The 19,725-nt window shown below is 68.5% G+C and carries 19 protein-coding genes and 2 pseudogenes; 10 read left to right on the forward strand and 11 right to left on the reverse strand.

What is annotated here, in order from left to right:
- Positions 1-340: 340 nt before the first annotated feature.
- A complete protein-coding gene (locus tag FV228_RS05725; RefSeq protein WP_147853713.1) occupies positions 341-919 on the forward strand; it encodes an NAD(P)H-dependent oxidoreductase in 579 nt (192 codons plus the stop codon).
- A 434-nt stretch (positions 920-1,353) separates the two neighbouring features.
- Complete coding sequence (locus FV228_RS05730) at positions 1,354-1,686, forward strand: hypothetical protein (RefSeq protein WP_147853714.1); 333 nt, start codon at positions 1,354-1,356, stop codon at positions 1,684-1,686.
- Between the two features lie 127 nt (positions 1,687-1,813).
- On the opposite strand, the gene FV228_RS05735 is transcribed toward FV228_RS05730, so the two are convergent.
- Positions 1,814-2,029: a hypothetical protein gene (locus tag FV228_RS05735; protein ID WP_007559916.1), complete on the reverse strand. Its 216-nt coding sequence runs from the start codon at positions 2,027-2,029 to the stop codon at positions 1,814-1,816.
- A 324-nt stretch (positions 2,030-2,353) separates the two neighbouring features.
- On the opposite strand from FV228_RS05735, the gene FV228_RS32950 reads away from it, so the two are divergent.
- Complete coding sequence (locus tag FV228_RS32950) at positions 2,354-2,500, forward strand: hypothetical protein (RefSeq protein WP_187277645.1); 147 nt, start codon at positions 2,354-2,356, stop codon at positions 2,498-2,500.
- A 31-nt stretch (positions 2,501-2,531) separates the two neighbouring features.
- Here FV228_RS32950 and FV228_RS05740 read toward each other — a convergent pair whose 3' ends face one another.
- Entirely contained in the window at positions 2,532-3,008 is a 477-nt protein-coding gene (locus FV228_RS05740; RefSeq protein WP_147853715.1) for a hypothetical protein, read from the reverse strand.
- A gap of 137 nt (positions 3,009-3,145) precedes the next feature.
- Positions 3,146-4,396 carry a phosphoglycerate dehydrogenase gene (gene serA / locus FV228_RS05745; RefSeq protein WP_147853716.1) on the reverse strand — a complete coding sequence of 417 codons (1,251 nt, stop codon included), beginning with the start codon at positions 4,394-4,396 and terminating at the stop codon, positions 3,146-3,148.
- Between the two features lie 321 nt (positions 4,397-4,717).
- On the opposite strand from serA, the gene FV228_RS05750 reads away from it, so the two are divergent.
- The 7 genes and pseudogenes from FV228_RS05750 to FV228_RS05780 all read left to right on the forward strand — a co-directional run bounded on the left by FV228_RS05750 (position 4,718) and on the right by FV228_RS05780 (position 10,456).
- Complete coding sequence (locus tag FV228_RS05750) at positions 4,718-5,566, forward strand: transglutaminase family protein (protein ID WP_147853717.1); 849 nt, start codon at positions 4,718-4,720, stop codon at positions 5,564-5,566.
- A 290-nt stretch (positions 5,567-5,856) separates the two neighbouring features.
- The gene (rpsA, locus tag FV228_RS05755) at positions 5,857-7,569 is read left to right on the forward strand and encodes a 30S ribosomal protein S1 (protein WP_147853718.1); all 1,713 of its coding nucleotides are present in this window, start codon (positions 5,857-5,859) and stop codon (positions 7,567-7,569) included.
- Between the two features lie 219 nt (positions 7,570-7,788).
- Positions 7,789-8,046, forward strand: coding sequence for an Arc family DNA-binding protein (locus tag FV228_RS05760; RefSeq protein WP_147853719.1), 258 nt, complete (start codon positions 7,789-7,791; stop codon positions 8,044-8,046).
- Positions 8,043-8,467: pseudogene (locus FV228_RS05765) on the forward strand (type II toxin-antitoxin system VapC family toxin). The gene FV228_RS05760 and the pseudogene FV228_RS05765 overlap by 4 nt, the downstream one beginning before the upstream one ends.
- A gap of 264 nt (positions 8,468-8,731) precedes the next feature.
- Positions 8,732-9,694, forward strand: a complete 963-nt coding sequence (gene sppA / locus FV228_RS05770) for a signal peptide peptidase SppA (RefSeq protein WP_147853720.1) — start codon at positions 8,732-8,734, stop codon at positions 9,692-9,694.
- A gap of 59 nt (positions 9,695-9,753) precedes the next feature.
- A complete protein-coding gene (locus tag FV228_RS05775) occupies positions 9,754-10,065 on the forward strand; it encodes an integration host factor subunit beta (RefSeq protein ID WP_091785957.1) in 312 nt (103 codons plus the stop codon).
- A gap of 19 nt (positions 10,066-10,084) precedes the next feature.
- Complete coding sequence (locus tag FV228_RS05780) at positions 10,085-10,456, forward strand: LapA family protein (protein ID WP_147853726.1); 372 nt, start codon at positions 10,085-10,087, stop codon at positions 10,454-10,456.
- Between the two features lie 10 nt (positions 10,457-10,466).
- Here FV228_RS05780 and FV228_RS05785 read toward each other — a convergent pair whose 3' ends face one another.
- From FV228_RS05785 to FV228_RS05820, 8 genes and pseudogenes are all read right to left on the reverse strand, one after another.
- Positions 10,467-11,114 (reverse strand): phosphoribosylanthranilate isomerase, encoded by a 648-nt coding sequence (locus FV228_RS05785; RefSeq protein ID WP_147853727.1) that lies wholly within the window; start codon positions 11,112-11,114, stop codon positions 10,467-10,469.
- Positions 11,115-11,144: 30 nt separating this feature from the next.
- The gene (locus FV228_RS05790) at positions 11,145-12,254 is read right to left on the reverse strand and encodes a DUF2125 domain-containing protein (RefSeq protein WP_147853721.1); all 1,110 of its coding nucleotides are present in this window, start codon (positions 12,252-12,254) and stop codon (positions 11,145-11,147) included.
- Positions 12,255-12,406: 152 nt separating this feature from the next.
- Complete coding sequence (locus FV228_RS05795; protein ID WP_147853722.1) at positions 12,407-12,853, reverse strand: hypothetical protein; 447 nt, start codon at positions 12,851-12,853, stop codon at positions 12,407-12,409.
- Positions 12,854-13,002: 149 nt separating this feature from the next.
- Positions 13,003-13,788 (reverse strand): lysophospholipid acyltransferase family protein, encoded by a 786-nt coding sequence (locus FV228_RS05800; RefSeq protein WP_246693841.1) that lies wholly within the window; start codon positions 13,786-13,788, stop codon positions 13,003-13,005.
- Between the two features lie 119 nt (positions 13,789-13,907).
- A pseudogene (locus tag FV228_RS05805) lies at positions 13,908-14,390 on the reverse strand (hypothetical protein); the annotation flags it as partial.
- Between the two features lie 118 nt (positions 14,391-14,508).
- Positions 14,509-17,706: a multidrug efflux RND transporter permease subunit gene (locus tag FV228_RS05810; RefSeq protein WP_147853723.1), complete on the reverse strand. Its 3,198-nt coding sequence runs from the start codon at positions 17,704-17,706 to the stop codon at positions 14,509-14,511.
- Between the two features lie 107 nt (positions 17,707-17,813).
- Positions 17,814-18,971, reverse strand: coding sequence for an efflux RND transporter periplasmic adaptor subunit (locus FV228_RS05815; RefSeq protein WP_147853724.1), 1,158 nt, complete (start codon positions 18,969-18,971; stop codon positions 17,814-17,816).
- 146 nt (positions 18,972-19,117) lie between these two features.
- Positions 19,118-19,438: a rhodanese-like domain-containing protein gene (locus FV228_RS05820; protein ID WP_147853725.1), complete on the reverse strand. Its 321-nt coding sequence runs from the start codon at positions 19,436-19,438 to the stop codon at positions 19,118-19,120.
- Between the last annotated feature and the right edge of the window lie 287 nt (positions 19,439-19,725).

Genomic DNA, 19,725 nt, shown 5'->3' on the forward strand with positions numbered 1-19,725 from the left:
GGCGACGGGCGAGACCGACGCGTCCGGCGGGATCCAGGACGGCCTGCAGGCCCTGCTGCAGCAGGTTACGAAGGCGATCGCCGCCTATACCGCAGCCGGGCCGGTCGGCCTCGCGGCCTCCGCCCTCTCGACCTCATCGAAGACCTGATCGGACGCACTTCACCCTCCGCGACGGACCAGGCCGGGATCGCAGGCCGAAGGCGACGCAAGCACCGCCCCGAAGCGGCGGCTCGCCAATACGCCTTTCCGGGAGGTTCGATACGGCTTGGCGGCAGCGGGGATGCGGCATCCGGGACGATGAACTAGGTTTAGGGCATCGTCGGCCGTCCCGGAGATTGCCATGCCCCTCACCGTTCCCGTCATCCTCGGCAGCGTCCGAACCGACCGCATCGGCATCCGGGCGGCTCGGTTCCTGATCGCCCGGCTCGAAGCGCGCGGCCACAATGCCCCGCTGATCGACCCCGCCGAACTCAAGCTCCCGCTGCTCGACCGGATGTACAAGGAATATCCGGCCGGCACCGCCCCGGAGCCGTTGGAGCGTCTCGCGACACTGTATCGCCAAGCGGACGCCTTCCTGGTGGTTTCGGCCGAGTACAATCACGGTGTTCCGCCGGCTCTTTCGAACACTCTCGACCACTTCCTCGAAGAGTATTACTGGCGGCCATCGGCGATCTGCTGCTATTCGGCCGGCCAGTTCGGCGGGGTCCGCGCTGCGATGCCGCTCCGCGCGATGCTCGCCGAGTTGGGCATGCCGAGCATTCCGTCGTTGCTGCCGATCCCGCGCCTGCAGAAGGTGCTCGGCGAGGATGGCACGCCGGCGGATGACTGGATCGAGAAGGCGGCCGGTCGGTTCCTCGACGAACTGGCGTGGTATGCCGAGGCCCTGCACGAGCGACGTCTGCGCGGGACCCCTTACTGAACCTCCATCGCGCAGTCCTCAGCCGTCGACGAAGGTCTTTCCACCTGGGCAAGTCTGAGGATCCGGCCCGAACAGAGGCTGCCTGCTTCGGCCGCGAACCGGTCATCTCTGCAGGCTCGCATCGAACCGGGAGGCGGACCGAACAGGCCTGGCGACGATGCCATCGGCACGCGTTCACATTGACCTTTCGCGGGGCGAATGCGCCTATCACCCAAAGATCTGAAGGCAGACCCCTTCGCGAAAGCTGGATTTTCTGTCTTTCATGACGAGAATATCTTTCGATCTATAGTCTATACGTCCGCGCTGAAGCGATCGCGTCCCGCACTGATCGACTCTTGAAATGAGGAACTGTATTGCGCTGTTGCAAAAAGGTGGCTGCGCGGTCGGGGGAAGTGTGAGATCTTCTTTCCGTTCCCAGTCGCGGACCCGGCCCAATGAAACTCGACGAGAGGGCGCTCCTTCAGGAGCGCGTGCGAACGCTTGTCCTGCGTCATGCCCTCGAGGCGGCGCTCGACCGTCTGGCGGCGGCTACCCGCGAGGCTGGAAAAGAGGCGACGGCCGAATTCCAGAGCCTGGAACAGTCGCTGCTCTCGGCGGCCCGCAGCCTCGCGGATCGTGCCAGCGCCCAGAAGCTGGCCGTGCTGGTCGCTGTCGAGGATGCCAGCGCGACGGTGCGGAGTGCCTTCGACAACGCCCATAGCCGCCTGGACACCCGTCGGACGGACGTGCTCTCCGCAGCCGTCCCCCTGAACGCGGTCGTGGCGTAAGCAGAACCGCGCAAACACCGCTCGGGACGCCCGCCCGCGGCTGGATGTCGGAGAGGACGGGCGCTGTGGTGCGGCGCGCCCGCCCTGGATCGCTCGCGCCCGCGGGGCTCGACTTACCGGCGGACGATCACTGCTTGGCGCGGTTGATGATCGCCCAGAGCGCGTGAGCCACGGGCTCGGACACGGTGCGGCGGTACTTGCGGTGAACGAGCTGGCCGTTGTGGAACACGTCCTGCTCGACGTAGAGCCGCTCGCCATCCCACCGGACGATGTTGTCGGATTCGATGGTCTCCTCGACGCCGAGATCCCCACGCAGGATCGTGTTGCCAGTCTGGGTCAGCATACGCGCGTCCTCGTTCACGCTGTTGGTTCGGCGCAGGGGAGCATCGTCGCGGCGCGCGCGGCGAAGCCCCCGCATGGGGCTACCATAGGAGGGCACCGCGATACGCGCCAGCGATGCCGCCGACGCAAACGGATGACCGTAACCGCGGGGACGAGCGTCGCGCCCGGGAAGCGGCCGAGCACGCCGATGATCGTGTGCCGGTCGGAGATGCCGCATGTGCGCTTCGGCACGCCGGATCGGGCGGTTGAGTGCGATGCTTCTGGCACGCGTCAGGGCTGCACTCAGGTCTCTGCCTGAGTCGTCAACGTCGCGACGGAGGCGCCCATGTTCGCTCGCCCGCTCCGATACGTCGCCCCGGCGCTCGCAGGGCTCAGCCTGATCGCTCTGCGGCTCGCCAGCCCGTTCCTGACCCCGGCTCCGCCGCCCGGCGCCGCCGAGGACCGGCGGGTCGTGTTCCGGCACTACCTCTAACGCATCGACACGGCGGGAGCCGGTCGCGGCCTCAGCCGCGCCGGTCCAGCACCACGCGCGGCACCGTGCAGGCGGGCAACGCCGAGGGGCCGAGGACGATATCGCCCTGCTGCGGGTTGTTGACCGTGAAGGGGGCGGTCTCCTGCGTCCCGAAGAAGCCCCGGCCGAGCTGCGTCGCGAAGAACTCGTCGCTGCCGAACCGGATGAAGCAGCGATCGAGCACGGCCTCGTAATCGAAGGTCGCCTGGGTGACCGGGCTGCCCCCGGCCTCCGGAAGCCCGCAATACGCCGAGATCGCGATCTGGCCGGGCCGCGACAGCCGCACCGGCAGGGACCGGCCCGGCAGCAGGGTCGCGGGCGGTCCGCCGTCCTGGCGGGCGACCAGCACGTAGGTCGAGCGGTTGTAGATCCGGCGCAGGCAATCCGCGGACGCATCGGAGACGGTCAGCACCATCCCGACCAGACCGAGCGCGACGCCGGCCAATCCGCATCCAATACGCTTCGTCACCGCACATCCTCCGCCGATCGGCCGATCCATCAGCAACGCGGCCGGCGGTGACTTGAACAACGCCCGGCATCGCCGCGCAAGGCGAACGCGGCAACAGCCGCCGCGTTCGATGCGGCCGGGGCGAAATCGGCTTGGGTTCAGCGGCGCTCGTAGAGCAGGCGCGCCCGGATCGTGCCCGGGATGGCGCGAATCTCGGTGAGCAGCGTCTCGGCGTCGGCGTTGGTGGCGTCGGTCTCCAGCACCACGTAACCGACCTCGCCGTCGGTCTGGTAGAACTGCGCCGCGATGTTCACGTGGCTGCGGGAGAACACGTCGTTCAGGCGCCCGAGCATGCCCGGCAGGTTGCGCTGGACGTGGATGAAGCGGGTCCCGGTCGGACGGGCCGGAAGCTGGACCTGCGGGAAGTTCACCGCCCCCACCGTCGAACCGATATCGGAATAGTCGATGAGCTTGCGGGCGACCTCGGCGCCGATGCGCTCTTGAGCCTCCTCGGTCGAGCCGCCGATATGGGGCGTGAGGATCACGTTCTCGATGCCCTGGAGCGGGCTCTCGAAGGCTTCCGCATTGGAGCCGGGCTCCACCGGGAACACGTCGATGGCCGCACCCTTGAGATGGCCGTCGCGCAGGGACGCCGCCAGGGCGTCCAAATCGACCACGGTGCCGCGGGCGTTGTTGATCAGGAAGGCGCCCGGCTTCATCGCCCGGATCTCGGCCGCGCCGATCATGTTGGCGGTCGCCTCCGTCTCGGGCACGTGGAGCGAGACCACGTCGCACTGGCCGAGCAGGTCGTGCAGGGTCTTGGTCGGCTCGGTGTTGCCGTGGCGCAGCTTGTCGGTGTGGTCGTAGAACAGCACCCGCATGCCCATGGCCTCGGCGAGCGTCGAGAGCTGGGTGCCGATATTGCCGTAGCCGACGATGCCCAGCGTCTTGCCGCGCACCTCCAGGGAGCCCGCCGCCGACTTGTCCCAGCGGCCGGCATGGGCGCCGACCGAGCGCGGCACGATCCGGCGTAGCAGCATCACGATCTCGCCGATCGTCAGCTCCGCCACCGAGCGGGTGTTGGAGAACGGCGCGTTGAACACCGGGATGCCGCGATGGCGCGCGGCCTCCAGGTCGACCTGGTTGGTCCCCACCGAGAAGCAGCCCACCGCCAGCAGCCGGTCCGCGGCCTCGAAGGCCGCCCCGTCGACCTGCGTGCGCGAGCGGATGCCCACCATGTGCACGCCCTGGAGCGCCTGGTGCAGAGCCTCGCGGTCCAGCGCCTTCGGCAGCCGGGTGAGGTTGGTGTAGCCGGCCGCCTGCATCAGCGCGACGGCGCTGTCGTTGATGCCTTCGAGCAGCAGGATTCGGATCTTGTCCTTGGGCAGGGAGAGCTTGTCGAGCGTCATAGGCGTCGTTCGTCCGGCGGCGGGACGGTCGCGCGCCGCAGCGCCGGGGCCGATCCGCAGATCTGAATCGCGCGCAGCGTTACGGTCCTGCCCTGTGCGATGCAACATGGTGCCGGGCACGGCAGGTCTGCACCGCGGATGTGCATCCGGCGCGGACCACCCGGGTGGGCGGCATCGCGTGCCGCATATTCGAGCACTGTCGATGGACGACAACAGTCAAGCGAACGGAACCACTGACAACCTGGAGTATTATAAGTCCCATTATTGCATGCTCCGCCCTACAGCTCGGCTCCGCGTCGGCTTCGTCCACGGTTTCTCGCTATGCACGTCCGCACCGGCTTCACCATCGCGTTCGACACCTTCGGCCCGACGCCGATGAACCTGCTCCTGAACGTACGCCCGGAGCGGCGAGGCGACCTCGTCACCCCCGAGGTGATCACCTTCGATCCACCGGTTGCCGCGCGGCAGCATGTGGACGCCTTCGGCAATGTCTGCACCCGCATCGTCGCCCCCGGTGGGCGGATCACCATGGCGGCCGACTTCACCATCGCGGACACCGGATTGGCCGATACCCAGGCGCCCGAGGCCCGGCAGATCCCCGTGCAGGACCTGCCGGACGACGTGCTGATGTACCTGCTCGGCTCGCGCTACTGCGACACCGACAAGCTGTCGGGCATTGCATGGTCGCTGTTCGGCTCCACGCCGGAGGGCTGGGCGCGGGTCCAGGCGATCGTCGACTTCGCCCACACGCGCCTGCGGTTCGACTACCAGCAGGCCGACGCGACGCGCACGGCCTACGACGGCTACACGCAACAGGTCGGCGTCTGCCGGGACTTCGCCCATCTGGCGATCGCCCTGTGCCGGTGCATGAACATCCCGGCCCGCTACGCCACCGGCTACCTCGGCGACATCGGCGTCCCGAAGGACCCGGCGCCGATGGATTTCTCGGCGTGGTTCGAGGTCTATCTCGAAGGCCCCGAGGGCGGCCGCTGGTACACGTTCGACGCCCGGCACAACCAGCCGCGGATCGCCCGGATCGTGATGGCCCGGGGCCGCGACGCCACCGACTGCGCGCTGACCACCAGTTTCGGGACGGCCTATCTGGTTCGGTTCGACGTCCATACCGACGACGTCGAGGAGACCCGGGCGATGCTGGCGCGGGCGGCCTGACCGGAGCCGCCCCGAGCGGGAAATCCCGCTCGGTTGAAGTCGTTAAGCCGATGCTGTATGGAGCGCGCGTCCTCCCGGATTCCGCTTCGCGCGCGCTCATTTTCCGAGCGCCCGCCGCGTCGCCGGCTGGACCGCCCTCGTCATCCGTATCGACGCGTCGGCAAGCCGGATCCCGCGGGACCGGCCGCCTCTCCCTCAGGGTTTCGGGAGGGGCCGCGGCGAACCGGGGGTGCGTGCAACGCGAGCCGCCGACGCAAAGGGCCTCCGATGGGGGCCGTTCAGGAGAGAGAATGACCGCAGGTACCGCTCTGGGGCGTGGCCCGAGCCGCGATGATTTCGCCGCCCTCCTCGAGGAGAGCTTCCTCGAGCACGAGATCACCGAAGGGTCCGTCGTCAAGGGTCGCGTCGTCGCGATCGAGAAGGACGTGGCCGTCATCGACATCGGCGCCAAGACGGAAGGCCGTGTCGCACTCAAGGAATTCACCGGCCCCGGCCGGGAAGGCGAGCTGAAGGTCGGCGACGAGGTCGAGGTTTACGTCGACCGGATCGAGAACGCCCTCGGCGAAGCCGTGATCTCGCGCGACAAGGCGCGCCGCGAGGAGAGCTGGGTCAAGCTCGAGAAGTCGTTCGAGAACAACGACCGCGTCACCGGCACGATCTTCAACCAGGTCAAGGGCGGCTACACCGTCGACCTCGACGGCGCCGTGGCGTTCCTGCCGCGCTCGCAGGTCGACATCCGTCCGGTCCGCGACGTCACCCCGCTGCTCGGCACCCCGCAGCCGTTCCAGATCCTCAAGATGGATCGCCGCCGCGGCAACATCGTCGTGTCGCGCCGCACCGTGCTCGAAGAGAGCCGCGCCGAGCAGCGCTCGGAGCTGGTGGCCAACCTCGAAGAGGGTCAGGTCATCGACGGCGTCGTCAAGAACATCACCGAGTACGGCGCCTTCGTCGATCTGGGTGGCATCGACGGCCTGCTGCACGTCACCGACATGGCGTGGCGCCGCGTGAACCATCCGTCCGAGGTCGTGACCATCGGCCAGACGGTCAAGGTCAAGATCATCAAGATCAACCACGAGACGCACCGCATCTCGCTCGGCATCAAGCAGCTGCTCGCCGATCCGTGGGAGGGCATCGCCGCCCGCTACCCGGAGGGCGCCAAGCTCAAGGGCCGCGTGACCAACATCACCGATTACGGCGCCTTCGTGGAGCTGGAGCCGGGGATCGAGGGCCTGATCCACGTCTCCGAGATGAGCTGGACCAAGAAGAACGTCCATCCGGGCAAGATCGTCTCCACCTCTCAGGAGGTCGAGGTTCAGATCCTGGAAGTCGATCCGGTCAAGCGCCGCATCTCCTTGGGCCTCAAGCAGACCCTGCAGAACCCCTGGGAGGCGTTCTCCGAGAAGCACCCGGTCGGCTCCGAGGTCGAGGGCGAGGTCAAGAACAAGACCGAGTTCGGCCTGTTCATCGGCCTCGAGGGCGATGTCGACGGCATGGTCCACCTGTCGGATCTCGACTGGAACCGTCCCGGCGAGCAGGTCATCGAGGAGTTCAAGAAGGGCGACATGGTCCGCGCCCAGGTTCTCGACGTCGACGTCGAGAAGGAGCGGATCTCGCTGGGCGTGAAGCAGCTCGGCGGTGACCCCTTCGCCGAGGCCGGCGAGATCAAGAAGGGTCAGATCGTCACCTGCGAAGTCGTCGAGGTGAAGGATTCGGGCGTCGAGGTGAAGATCGTCGACACCGACATGACCACCTTCGTCCGCCGCGCCGAACTTGCCCGCGACCGCGGCGACCAGCGCCCCGAGCGTTTCGCCGCCGGCGAGAAGTTCGATGCCCGGGTCGTGCAGTTCGACCGCAAGGCCCACCGCGTCCAGGTGTCGATCAAGGCCCTGGAAGTGGCCGAGGAGAAGGAGGCGATGGCCCAGTTCGGCTCCGCCGATTCCGGCGCCTCGCTGGGCGACATCCTCGGCGCGGCCTTCAAGAAGGCCCGCACCGACGACGAGTGAGACCCGATGGTTTCGCCGCCCGGTTCAGCCGGGCGGCGGCTTCGGATCGATAAAAAAGCCTGCGCGGGACACCAGTCCCGCGCAGGCTTTTTCATGCCGTCTCCGGCGGCGAAGTCGTCATCCTGCTGATCGGCATGGCTCAAAGGCCGCTGGATCGCGCGACGTGATTGCATGATGATGGAATGCAATCATTACCGTCCGGCGTCGGGGGTTGGGTCGATGCCGTCCATCACGATCCGCAATGTTCCCGACGCGGTGCATCGCGCCCTGCGTGCGCGGGCCGCATTGAACGGTCGCAGCACCGAGGCTGAAATCCGCAGCATCTTCGAACAGGCCGCGAAGCCCGAGGGCCGCCTGAAGCTCGGATCGCTGCTGGCGTCCATCGCGCGCGACGCCGGCGGGATGACCGAAGCCGAAGCGGAGCACCTCAAAGCGATGCGCGATCAGGCACCGGCCGAGCCGATGCGCTTCGAATGATCGTCCTCGACACTACCGTGATATCCGAGCCTTGGAAGGCCGAGCCGGATCCCACAGTGGTCGCCTGGATCGATACGCAAATGGTCGAAACGCTCTACCTGTCCACGATCACCGTGGCTGAGCTGCATTTCGGCTTGGCGACGATGCCGGACGGAAAGCGGCGCAGGATCTATCAGGATCGTCTGGAACGCGAGGTCCTGCCCGCCTTCTCGGGACGGATCCTGTCCTTCGATCTGCGCGCCACCCAGGCCTATGCGGACCTGATGGCGCGGGCGAGGGCGGCCGCCAGAGCCATTGCCGGGCGAACGGCTACATCGCTGCCACCGCCGCCGCGCACGGCATGATGGTCGCGACCCGCGACATCGGTCCGTTCGAGGCGGCCGGCCTGACCGTCATCAACCCTTGGAATGAGATGCCGTGAGGCGAAGGCGCCGACACTTTGGAAGACGCGTCATGCCCGCACGGTTTGCTCAATCGCCCGACGGCCCGGCTTGAGGGTCTGCAGGGTGCCACCGCATTTTCTTCGCGTGGCCCATATCCAGGTCCGCGGAAAATGCTCTAGAACACCGGCCTCGGGCGGCTCCGGCCGCGCGAGGCAAAGGAAACCAAGGACTTGCCCGGCGCGGGACCTCGCCCCCGCACCCCGTCACGGGGCCGATCCGGGGAGGCGAAGGGAAGCGACCGCATGGCAGCCGACGCCGAACTGCTGATCGACCGCCGGCGCCTGCGCCGCAGATTGTCCCTGTGGCGGGTGCTCGGGATCGGCGGCCTGATCGTGGCGGTGGGCGCCGTCGGCTACCGGGTCCGGACCGGCCCCGACGGCGCCTTCGCGGTCCGCCCGCAGATCGCCCGCATCTCGGTCTCGGGCTTCATCGCCGGCAGCGAGTCGACCGCCAAGCTGATGAAGCGGGTCGGCGAGTCCGACGCCGTGAAGGGCGTGATCGTCTCGATCAACTCGCCAGGCGGCACCACCACGGGTTCGGAGGAGATCTTCCGCAACCTGCGCGCGCTCGCCGCCAAGAAGCCGATGGTCGCCTTCGTGGACGGCACCGCCGCCTCGGGGGCCTACATCACCGCCATCGCGGCCGACCACATCGTCGCGCGCGAAACCAGCCTGGTCGGCTCCATCGGCGTGCTGTTCCAGTATCCGGACCTTTCGGGCCTGCTCGACAAGGTCGGGGTCAAGGTCGAGTCGGTGAAATCCTCGCCGCTCAAGGCCGAGCCGTCGGGCTTCACGCCGACCACCCCGGAAGCGCGCGCCGCCCTGGCCGCCGTAGTCGGCGACACCTACGCCTGGTTCAAGGGCCTGGTCGCCGAGCGCCGGGGCATGGACCCCGGCCAGCTCGCCGTGGTCTCGGACGGGCGGGTCTTCAGCGGGCGCCAGAGCGTGCCCCTGAAGCTGGTGGACGAGCTGGGCGGCGAGCGTCAGGCCGTCGTCTGGCTCGAGAACGACAAGGGCGTCCCGAAGGACCTGCCGATCAAGGATTGGAAGCCCAGCAAGGAGAGCGACTTCTCCCTTTGGTCGGCTGCCGGGGTCGGCGCGGACCTGCTCGGCCTCGACGGGCTCGCGGGGCGGCTCCGCGCCGTCGGCGCCCAGGCCGAGACCGCCGGCGGCGGCCTTCTGGTCCTGTGGCGCCCGGAGCCCTGAGCGCCACAGGACGAAGAAGTCCAGTCGCCCGCCCCGATCCCCCGAGAAGACCAGACGCCATGATCAAGTCGGAGCTCGTCCTCAAGATCGCCGAGCAGAACCCGCATCTCTACCAGCGCGACGTCGAGATCCTGGTCAACGCGATCCTCGACACCATCTCGGATGCGCTGGCCCGGGGCGACCGGGTGGAGCTGCGCGGCTTCGGCGCCTTCTCGGTCAAACGTCGAGAAGCGCGGCGGGGACGCAACCCGCGCACCGGCGCAGCCGTTGCCGTGTCCGAGAAGGCGATTCCCGTGTTCAAGACCGGGAAGGAGATGCGCCAGCGTCTCAACGCCGCCGGCATCGGCGAGAGTGCGTCGGCCGCCGAGTAGGAAGAGGTCTGTGAGCGCGATGATCCGTTTCCTGAAGAGCCTCGTGCTGCTGCCGATCGCCGCCCTGGTGATCCTGCTGGCGGTCGCCAACCGGGCACCGGTGCCGCTCTCGTTCGATCCGTTCAACGCGGAGGCGCCCGTCTTCAGCGTGAACCTTCCGCTCTACGCGATCCTGTTCGGCGCCGTGGCGTTGGGCATCGTGGTCGGCGGGGTCTTCACGTGGCTCGGCCAGGGCAAGACCCGGGCGAACGTCCGCTACCATCGCCGCGAGGCGACCCGGTACGAGCGCGAGGCGAGCCGGCTGCGGGCCTACGCCCCGGACAGCGAGACGCAGAGCGGCGCCTACACGGTCCCCAATACCGGCCGCACCGCCCTGCCTGCGCCGCGCTGAGCGGAAGCGTTCAGCGGGCGGACCGAGCCGCGGCTACGAAGGCCGCGATCTTAGCCGGATCCTTGAGACCGGGCGCCGATTCGACGCCCGACGACACGTCCACGGCGCCGAGGCCGGTCCGGGCCAGCGCGTCCCGGACATTGCCGGAATCCAGTCCCCCGGACAGCATGGTCCCGTCCGGCAGTTCGGCGCCTTCCAGAATCGTCCAGTCGAACCGGTGGCCATTGCCCCCGGGGAGCGCGGCGTCGGGCGCCGGCTTGGCATCCAGCAGGATCCGGTCCGCCACCCCGGCATAGGCCGCGATCGGCGCCAGGTCGGCCCGGGTCGCGACGCCGATCGCCTTCATCACCGGCCGGCCGGTCAGCGCCTGAATCGCCGCCACCCGGTCCGGGCTTTCGCGTCCGTGCAGTTGGATCAGATCCGGATCGACGGCCTCGATCGCAGCCCGCACCAGGGCGTCGTCCGGATCGACGAGAAGGATGACGCGGTCGGCCCGGCCGCGAGCTCGCGCCGATAATTGCGAAGCCTGTTCGAAGTCTACGTGGCGGGGACTTCGAAGAAAGTGGACGAGTCCGATCCAATCCGCGCCAGCCTTCAGCGCCGCTTCAAGGGTAGCGGGCGTGCTGAGCCCACAGATCTTGACGCGGGCCGGTGAAATCGGAGCGGACATGGGAGAGGTATAGCCGATCTAGTACAGGGTCGGCAGGTAGACGTTCGGGATTGGGAACCCACTGAACACCACCCGCCCGTTGACGAGCTTCAACGGCGGCAGGGCCTTGAGCGGCGCGGATTCGCCCTGCGACTCCCCCGGCTCGGGCCGCCGGCCCAGGCCCAGGAGGCCGCCCACGAGTTGGCCGACCAGCGCGCCCTTCTCCGAACCGAAGCGCTGGCCCACCACGCTGCCCACCAGGGCATCGACGCCGGCGGCCCGCAGGTCGAGCTGTCCGACGGGCCGGTGCGCGTCGTCGAGGGCGAGCGTGCCCTTCGCCTGGACGCGCTGGGCACCCTTGGCCAGCGAAAGCGCCGTCAGGTCGAGGGTGCCGCCGGCCTGGCGCCAGCGCTCGAGTTCCCGCGGTACCGGCCCGGTGCGCAGGATCGTCGCCTGGGTCAGCGTCGCATCGATCGACAGGTCGGCGGGGGCGGGGTTGCCGGTGAGCGCGTCGAGCTGCGGTACGGCGGCCTGGGCGAGCCGCAGGCTCACGTCGACCGCGCCTTCGGCCTCGAAGCGGCCGGGGGTCGGCCGCGCATGCATTTCGAGGTGCTGACCCGACACCGCGATCGGTCCGGGATCGGCGCCGGAAACCGTGACGTTCGGGTTGTCCACCACGAGCGAGGCACGGGTGAAGCCCTCCGATGCTCCGTGGACGCTCCCCTGGAGCTTGCTCCAGGCGGCATCACCGGTCAGCGCCCCCTGCTCGACATGGAACGGCCCGGCGCTCTCGAACAGGACCAGGCGGGGCTGATAGACCTGAGCCACCGCGGTCGATGGACCGAGGCGGAAGCGGCCGTCGGACCGCTCCAACGTGACCGCGTTGCAGCGCAGCTCGATCCGGAACGGGTAACCGGTGAGGGAACGGTCGGCGCAGGTCCAGGTACGCCCTGCCGCCGCCTCGCGGGCCATCCAGCCGTCGATCTCGGTCGCCGCGCGTCCCCGGAGCCAGAACCACCCAGCCGACCACGCGATGACGATCAGTGCGAGCAGGACGTAAGGCAGGAACAACCCAAGCCGGAACCGTCGTGCGGTTCGTGCCAGGGAAGCCTGCGCCGCGCCGTCCGGCCGCGTCCGATCCTGCGTCATGCGTCCTGTTTCCCGTCCCCGCCCCGATCAGAGGGCTCGCAGACTCCGCCTTGAAGCCATGCACGGGGCAAAACTGGGGCAGCGCCGGCATCGATCGACCGGTCGGCCGCCGATCCACGGCGGGGAACGCCGCTTCCGGAGCGGATCCCGCCTCAGACTTGGGCCGGCTCGATCGTGTCGAACCGCAGGTCGCTGACGATCGCCGCCCGCTCAGCTTCCCCCTCGGCGAGGCGATGCACGTGCAGCTCGGTGGCGCCGCTCCTCCGAACCCGGTCGAGCCAGGTCCTCCGGAGGTGGTCGCGCGGGCTCTCGTTGGAGGTCGCCACCGAGACCATCTCGGCGATGCCGGTATCGTCGCGCCGCACCGCGATCACGACCGCCTCCGCCATCTCGTCGAGATCGAAGCCGCCGGCAGGATGGACGCCGACGACGTAGCGACGGCCGGAATGCCCGCGCCAAGCCGAGAGCGGAAGGGCCGGCGTGCCGCGCAGGCCCGCGGTGGTCTTGAGGCGTTCTTCACGCACATCCTGTCTCCGCGTGCGATCGTCCTTCAGGTCGCGTAGCGCGGCCGACCAGGACAGGGCTCTTCTGTTCGCCATTTGTTCCAACCTACCGCGCGATATCCACAGGCGTCAAGCACAACGTTCCTGAGGAGGAATGTGGTATCAGGCCCGGTTATCCACAAGCGACGCGCGTCGGCTCAGCGCCGGCTCGGAGCCGTCGAGCCGGTCTGTTCAGGCCGGAATCGTCAGTGCCTCTGGGCCGTCGCCGCCGTGTGCCCGGCCGCGGTGGAGGCGGGCTGCTCCGCTCCTACGGTCGATCCCGCAGGGCCCGGCTCCAGAAGGGCGTTCGAGGCGGTCTCCAGCCGTTCCTGGGCGAGGGCCTGGAACTCCGGGCGGCCCATGCCCGGCGGAATGGGTTCGAGGAAGTGGATCACGGCGGTTCCGGGCCGGCGGATAAGGCTGTTGCGAGACCAGAACCGACCCGTGTTCAACGCCACGGGCACGCACGGCACCTTCAGAGCCGTATAGAGGTGCGACAGGCCCTGCTTGTAGGCCGGCGGTGCTCCGACCGCACGGCGGGTGCCTTCGGGGAAGATGATGAGCTGGCGGCCCTCCTGGATCGCCGTGGCGGCAGCCGCATTCATCAGGCTCATGGCCCGGGCGCCCTTGGAGCGGTCGATCGCCACCATGCCGCTGCGGGACAGGTACCAGCCGATCAGCGGGATCAGCAGCAGCTCACGCTTCAGGATGTAGGCGAATTCGGGGAACACGGTGCAGAGCGCCAGGGTCTCCAGGGCCGACTGGTGCTTGGCCGCGATCAGAAGCGGCCCCTCCGGGATGTTCTCGAGCCCGCGGAACTCGACCTTCATGCCGGCGACCACGCGCAGCAGCCACAGCGTCAGGCGGCCCCAGAGGCGGGCCAGCCGTAATACCGCGCGGCGGGAGACCAGCGAGGGCAGGCCGCCGAACGCCAGAAGCGTCGTCATGGCGTAGAAGCAGACGTTGAAGGCAAGTGAGCGCAGGGCGAGCATCGGAATCCGCTTCGTGGCGGTCCTCCTCTAGCGCGCAGAGGCGTCAGCGGCCAAGCGCGCCCGGTCCAGCATCTGGCCGAACGATCATCCGTCTCCGGCCTCGCGGGACGCCGGGAGAACCCCGCGCCGCGCCCGGCAACCAGCCAGTAAACGAGGCCGGCGCCCGCGCCGACGACGAACAGGATCAGCGTCAGGCGCGCTTCCGCGGCGAGAAGCCCCGGATCCGCGCCGGCCGCCGCCGGACGCACGCCGCCGCGGGCGAGCCAGGGGAGGGCGGCGGTCAGTATTCCGGTTCCGGCGCCGTACCAGAGCAGGCCGCGGCGCCCGAACACCTCGCCCGCGAACCCGACCAGGGCCGGCGGCACGAACAGGAGGACGAACAACGCCTGAGCGAGACCGGCGACCAGGAGAACCAGCGCCTCGGGCGGCAGGCCAGCCGAAAGGTCCGACAGGGCCATGTCGACGCCGGCGAGCGCACCGCCGGTGAGCCAGGCATTCGCCTTCGGGTCGATCAGCAGCGCCAGCACGAGGATCCCCGCGCCGGCCGGGACGGCCAGGAGGAGGGCGAAGGCTCCGAGAATCAGACGGCCGAGGAGGTGCATGGCACGCTCATACACCGAAGTTTGCGGACCCTCGCAAAAGAAGCCGCGCCCGACCGGTCAGGGTCGGGCGCGGCTTTAAAATGGATGGCCCTCTCGATCGGACCGCCGGCGGGACGCCTCAGCCGTGGGCGGGGGCCGCCCCTCCGTGGTCACCGTGCGAGGACTTGCCCCGCAGGCGACCGAGCCAGAGCGAGAAGTGGCGGATCACGACGTAGAAGACCGGGGTGAGGAACAGGCCGAAGAAGGTCGCCCCGATCATCCCGAAGAACACCGCGGTGCCCAGGGCCTGGCGCATCTCGGCGCCGGGGCCGGTGGCGATCACCAGCGGCAGGGTGCCGAGGATGAACGCGAAGGCGGTCATCAGGATCGGGCGCAGGCGCAGCCGGCAGGCTTCCACCGCCGCCTCGACCGGGCCCCGGCGCTCACGCAGTTCGATATCGTGCGCGAACTCGACGATCAGGATCGCGTTCTTGGCCGCGAGGCCGATCAGCACGATCAGGCCGATCTGGGTCAGGATGTTGTTGTCCTGCCCCCGGAACTGCACCCCGGCGAGTGCCGCGAGCACGCCGGTCGGCACCACCAGCAGGATCGCCAGCGGCAGGGCCCACGATTCGTACTGCGCGGCTAGCACCAGGAAGACGAGGAGCACGCCCAGCGCGAAGACCGCGCCGGCGGTCCCGCTGGCGGCCTTCTGCTGGTAGGCGATCTCGGTCCAGTCGTAGGAATAGCCGTCGGGAAGCGCCTTCTTGGCGATCTCCTCCATGGCGGTCAGCGCCTGACCGGTCGAGACGCCGGGCTTGGCCACGCCCTGGATCGGGACCGAGTAGTACAGGTTGAAGCGCTGGACGATCTGCGGGCCGGTCACGTCGCGCACCGAGGCGAGGGTGCCCATCGGCACCAGCGCCCCCGTCGAGGAGCGAACCTTGATCTGCGAGATGTCCTGGATCGACGAGCGATAGGCGGCATCGCCCTGCAGACGCACCTGGTAGATGCGGCCCAGGGTGTTGAAGTCGTTCACGTAGGTGCCGCCGAGATCCGCCTGGACCGACGAGAACACGTTGGCGAGCGGCACGTTCAGCATCCGCGCGATGGTGCGGTCGATGTCGAGGAAGAGCTGCGGCGTCGCGTTGTCGAAGGTCGTGAACACGCGCTGCACGTCGGCGCTCTGGTTCGCCTGGGCGATCACCTCGCCGGCCGCGGCCATGAGCGGACCGATCTCCGACGATTGGCGGCTCTCGATCTGCAGCTTGAAGCCGCCGCCGTTGCCGAGGCCGCGGACCGGCGGGGGCGGGATCACGATCACCCGGGCTTCCTGGATGTCGGACGTGGCCTTGAGCACCTCGCCGGTGAGCACCGCGGCGCTGCGCCCCTCGCCGGCGCGTTCCTTGGCCCCGGTGAGCGTCAGGAACATCACGCCGGCATTGGTGGTGTTGGTGAAGGTCGCCCCGTCGAAGCCGGCGATGATGACGGCGTTGGCGATGCCCTTGACCGTCCGGGCCTGCTTGGCGGCGCGCAGCATCACGTCCGTGGTGCGGTCCAGCGACGAGCCGGAGGGCAGCTGGACGACGCCGATCAGGTAGCCCTGGTCCTGGTCCGGGATGAAGCCCGTCGGCGTCGTCTGGGCGAGGTGCAGGGTCCCGGCGATGACCGCGGCGTAGACCAGCAGCATCGCCCCGAGCCCGACGATCCCGCCGGTCAGGACGCGGATCGAGCGGCCGTAGGCGTTCGAGGTGGCGTCGAAGGCGCGGTTGAAGCCGTTGGCCAGCCAGTTCACGAACCGGGTCAGGAAGAACTTCGGCTCCTTGCGCGCGTGGTGCGGCACGAGCAGCAGCTTACACAGCGCCGGGGACAGGGTCAGCGAATTGAACGCGGAAATCAGGGTCGAGGCCGCGATCGTGAGCGCGAACTGCTTGTAGAACTGGCCGGAGATGCCCGGGATGAACGCCGTGGGCACGAACACCGCCGCCAGCACGAGCGCGATGGCGATGACGGCGCCGCCGACCTCGTCCATGGTCTTGTGGGCGGCGTCGCCGGGCGAAAGGCCTTCGGCCATGTTGCGCTCGACGTTCTCCACCACGACGATGGCGTCGTCGACCACGATACCGATGGCCAGCACCAGCCCGAACAGGGTGAGGTTGTTGAGCGAGAAGCCGAAGGCCGCCATCGCCGCGAAGGTGCCGATCAGCGACACGGGAATCGCGATCACCGGGATCAGCGCCGTACGCCAGCTCTGCAGGAACACCAGAACCACGATGACCACGAGGCCGACCGCCTCGAACAGAGTCTTGTAGACCTCTTGGATCGACTCCTCGATGAACTCGGTCGGGTTGTAGGCGATGCGGTACTCGACGTCCGGCGGGAAGTTCTTCTTGACGACCTCCATCACCTGCTTGACCGAGCTTGCCGCCTCCAGGGCGTTGGTGCCGGGCCGCTGGAACGCGCCGATGCCGACCGCGGGCGTGTCGTTGAGGTACGAGTTGGTGGTGTAGTCCTTCTGGCCCATCTCCACGCGGGCGATGTCCTTGACCCGGACGAGGCGCCCGTCCTGGGCCTTGATGATCACCTCGGCGAATTGTTCAGGCGTCTTGAAGCGCGCCTGAGACTGGACCACGAGCTGGAACGCCTCGCCCTTGGCGGCGGGCGGGCCGTTGAGCTGGCCGGCCGCCACCTGCACGTTCTGCTCCTGCAGGGCCGTGGTGACGTCGGTGACCGAGAGGCCGTAGGCGGCGAGCTTGTTCGGATCGACCCAGATGCGCTCGGCGTACTCGTTACCGCCGAACACCGTGATGTCGCCGACGCCGTCGAGGCGCAGCAGCTCGTCGCGGATATTCAGGTAGATGTAGTTGGCCAGGTAGTTCTGGTCGTAGGTCTTGTTCGGCGAGAGCAGGTGCACGACCAGCATCAGGTCGGGCGAGGCCTTGCGCACCGTCACGCCGAGATTGCGCACGTCCGGCGGCAGGCGCGGCTGCGCAACCGAAAGCCGGTTCTGCACCAGCACGTTGGCGATATCGAGGTTGGTGCCGACCTTGAAGGTCACCGTCAGCAGCATGTTGCCGTCGTTGGTGGACAACGACGTCATGTAGAGCATGTTGTCGACGCCGTTGACCTCCTGCTCGATCGGCGTCGCGATCGTGGCGGCCACGGTCTCGGCGTTGGCGCCCGGATAGGAGGCACGCACGGTCACGGTCGGCGGCACGATCTCGGGATATTGCGAGACCGGCAGGCTCTCGTAGGCCACGAAGCCGAGAATCAGGAAGATGATCGACGTGACGGACGCGAAGATCGGCCTGTCGACGAAGAAGTGGGCGAAACGCATCGGTCAAACCTCTGAGGCCCGCCGGTCACCCGGTCGGGGCCCTGCGTCGTCGGTGCGGCGCACGCGGCGCGGCGCGCACGAATGCAGTCGTGTCGAGCCGGTCAGGCTCACGTCTTGCTCGGGGGCAACTCGACCGTCTCCGGGGTGACCTTGGCCCCCGGACGGATGCGGGCGACTCCGTTGACCACGATGGTCTCGTCGCCCTTCAGGCCGCTGCGGATCACCCGGTAGCCATCGACCTTGGGGCCCAGCACCACGTCCTTCTGCTGGACCACGTTCTCCGGCCCGATCACGTAGACGATGCGCTTGTCCTGGTTGGCGGCGACCGCCTCGTCGGGAATCATCACGCCCTGGAACGGCTTGGTCGCCGGCATCGCGACGATGCCGAACAGGCCGGGCTTGATGAACTGGTCGGCGTTCGGGACGGTGGCGCGCAGCAGGATCGTGCCGGTGGCGTTGTCGACGCGGTTGTCGACGAAGTCGAGGGTGCCCTTGCGGGTCGGCTTCGCCTCGCCCGACAGCGCGATCATGATCGGCACGCCCTTGCCCTGCTGGGTCTGGCCCATGCCGATGCCGAGGCTGCTCTGGTACTTGAGGAACGACTTCTCATCGACCGTGAAGCTGAACCAGATCGGGTCGAGCGACACGATCGTCGTCAGCATGGTCTGGTCGGCGCTGACGATGTTGCCCTCGGTGACCAGCCGGCGGCTGATCCGGCCGTTGACCGGGGCCTTCACCTCGCTGAAATCGTAGTTGAGCTGCGCGTTGTTGAGCGCAGCCTGGGCGCTGTCCACGTCGGCCTGGGCGGTCAGCGAGGCCTGCCGGCGCTGATCGGTGACCTGCTCGGAGATGTTGCCGCTCCGCGACAGGGTCTGGGCGCGCTCGAGATCGGTCTGCGAGAACGACTGGCGCGCCTTGGCGGAGGCCAGGGCGGCCTGGGCCTGCTCGAGGGCCGCCTTGTAGGGCCGCCGGTCGATCACGAACAACAGGTCGCCCTTCTTCACGGTCTGGCCGTCCATGAAGTTGATCTTTTCCAGGTAGCCGGTGACCCGGGCCCGGACCTCGACGTAATCGATCGCGTCGAAGCGGCCGGTGTACTGGTCCTGCTCGACGATCTCGCGCACCACCGGCTTGGCCACGGTGACCTTCGGCGGCGGACCGCCGGGCGCCTGGGCGTACGCGGTCTGGGCGAGCGGCCCCGCGAGCAGGAAACCGGCCGCGAGACCGGAGAGCACGGGGAAGAGGCTGGAAAGCCGGCTGCGCATCGGGTCCTGCTGTCCGTTGGCCGACCCGTCGGTCGAACCGAGCTTGACGATGTGTCCTTGTCAGACGCGCCGTACCCTACGCGCCCGATTGCTCATTGTGCGAGAGCGCACATCGCGGCCTGGGACGGCCGGATTGTTTCGGCGGGCTACTCGATTGCTTCGCCTGCGGCGTACCAATCCTTGAAGCCGCCCTTGTAGTGCTCGGAGATGTCGACGCCCGCCTTCTGGGCGGCCATCAGCGCGTGAACCGAGCGAACGCCGGACCCGCACGACAGGACCGGCCGGCGGCCATCGGCCGCGATCAGGGCAGCCACGGCCTGAGGATCGAACGTGGACAGCGGATGCAGGACGGCGCCGGGGATGTGCCCGGCCTCGTATTCGTGGTCTTCGCGCACATCGATGACCAGCATCGTGCCGTCGCTCAACCCGCGTTTGACCGTTTCACGATCGAGGTCGACCACCTGCATTGGCGGATCTCCGTTCCGTCCACCCTGTGCCAGCCCTATGGACTGACGCTTTCCCTTATTCGTCAGGGCGGGGCCGCGCAACTCGCGGCGATCGGCCCGGTCCCGTCAGAGCGCCGCGAGCGTCGGGCCGACCGCCGCGAAATGTGCGTCCCAGGTCGGCGGATCAGGAAGATGATCGACGTGACGGACGCGAAGATCGGCCTGTCGACGAAGAAGTGGGCGAAACGCATCGGTCAAACCTCTGAGGCCCGCCGGTCACCCGGTCGGGGCCCTGCGTCGTCGGTGCG

Source organism: Methylobacterium sp. WL18 (genome assembly GCF_008040015.1).
GTDB lineage: Bacteria > Pseudomonadota > Alphaproteobacteria > Rhizobiales > Beijerinckiaceae > Methylobacterium > Methylobacterium mesophilicum.

What these genes read in the sequence shown, in the direction of transcription:
- FV228_RS05790 (WP_147853721.1), bottom strand. Translation starts at nt 12,254, where the DNA reads ATGACGCAGGATCGGACGCGGCCGGACGGCGCGGCGCAGGCTTCCCTG.
- FV228_RS05750 (WP_147853717.1), top strand. Translation starts at nt 4,718, where the DNA reads ATGCACGTCCGCACCGGCTTCACCATCGCGTTCGACACCTTCGGCCCG.
- FV228_RS32950 (WP_187277645.1), top strand. Translation starts at nt 2,354, where the DNA reads ATGTTCGCTCGCCCGCTCCGATACGTCGCCCCGGCGCTCGCAGGGCTC.
- sppA (WP_147853720.1), top strand. Translation starts at nt 8,732, where the DNA reads ATGGCAGCCGACGCCGAACTGCTGATCGACCGCCGGCGCCTGCGCCGC.
- FV228_RS05760 (WP_147853719.1), top strand. Translation starts at nt 7,789, where the DNA reads ATGCCGTCCATCACGATCCGCAATGTTCCCGACGCGGTGCATCGCGCC.
- FV228_RS05800 (WP_246693841.1), bottom strand. Translation starts at nt 13,788, where the DNA reads ATGCTCGCCCTGCGCTCACTTGCCTTCAACGTCTGCTTCTACGCCATG.
- serA (WP_147853716.1), bottom strand. Translation starts at nt 4,396, where the DNA reads ATGACGCTCGACAAGCTCTCCCTGCCCAAGGACAAGATCCGAATCCTG.
- FV228_RS05820 (WP_147853725.1), bottom strand. Translation starts at nt 19,438, where the DNA reads ATGCAGGTGGTCGACCTCGATCGTGAAACGGTCAAACGCGGGTTGAGC.
- FV228_RS05780 (WP_147853726.1), top strand. Translation starts at nt 10,085, where the DNA reads ATGATCCGTTTCCTGAAGAGCCTCGTGCTGCTGCCGATCGCCGCCCTG.
- rpsA (WP_147853718.1), top strand. Translation starts at nt 5,857, where the DNA reads ATGACCGCAGGTACCGCTCTGGGGCGTGGCCCGAGCCGCGATGATTTC.
- FV228_RS05810 (WP_147853723.1), bottom strand. Translation starts at nt 17,706, where the DNA reads ATGCGTTTCGCCCACTTCTTCGTCGACAGGCCGATCTTCGCGTCCGTC.
- FV228_RS05775 (WP_091785957.1), top strand. Translation starts at nt 9,754, where the DNA reads ATGATCAAGTCGGAGCTCGTCCTCAAGATCGCCGAGCAGAACCCGCAT.
- FV228_RS05730 (WP_147853714.1), top strand. Translation starts at nt 1,354, where the DNA reads ATGAAACTCGACGAGAGGGCGCTCCTTCAGGAGCGCGTGCGAACGCTT.
- FV228_RS05725 (WP_147853713.1), top strand. Translation starts at nt 341, where the DNA reads ATGCCCCTCACCGTTCCCGTCATCCTCGGCAGCGTCCGAACCGACCGC.
- FV228_RS05795 (WP_147853722.1), bottom strand. Translation starts at nt 12,853, where the DNA reads ATGGCGAACAGAAGAGCCCTGTCCTGGTCGGCCGCGCTACGCGACCTG.
- FV228_RS05735 (WP_007559916.1), bottom strand. Translation starts at nt 2,029, where the DNA reads ATGCTGACCCAGACTGGCAACACGATCCTGCGTGGGGATCTCGGCGTC.
- FV228_RS05815 (WP_147853724.1), bottom strand. Translation starts at nt 18,971, where the DNA reads ATGCGCAGCCGGCTTTCCAGCCTCTTCCCCGTGCTCTCCGGTCTCGCG.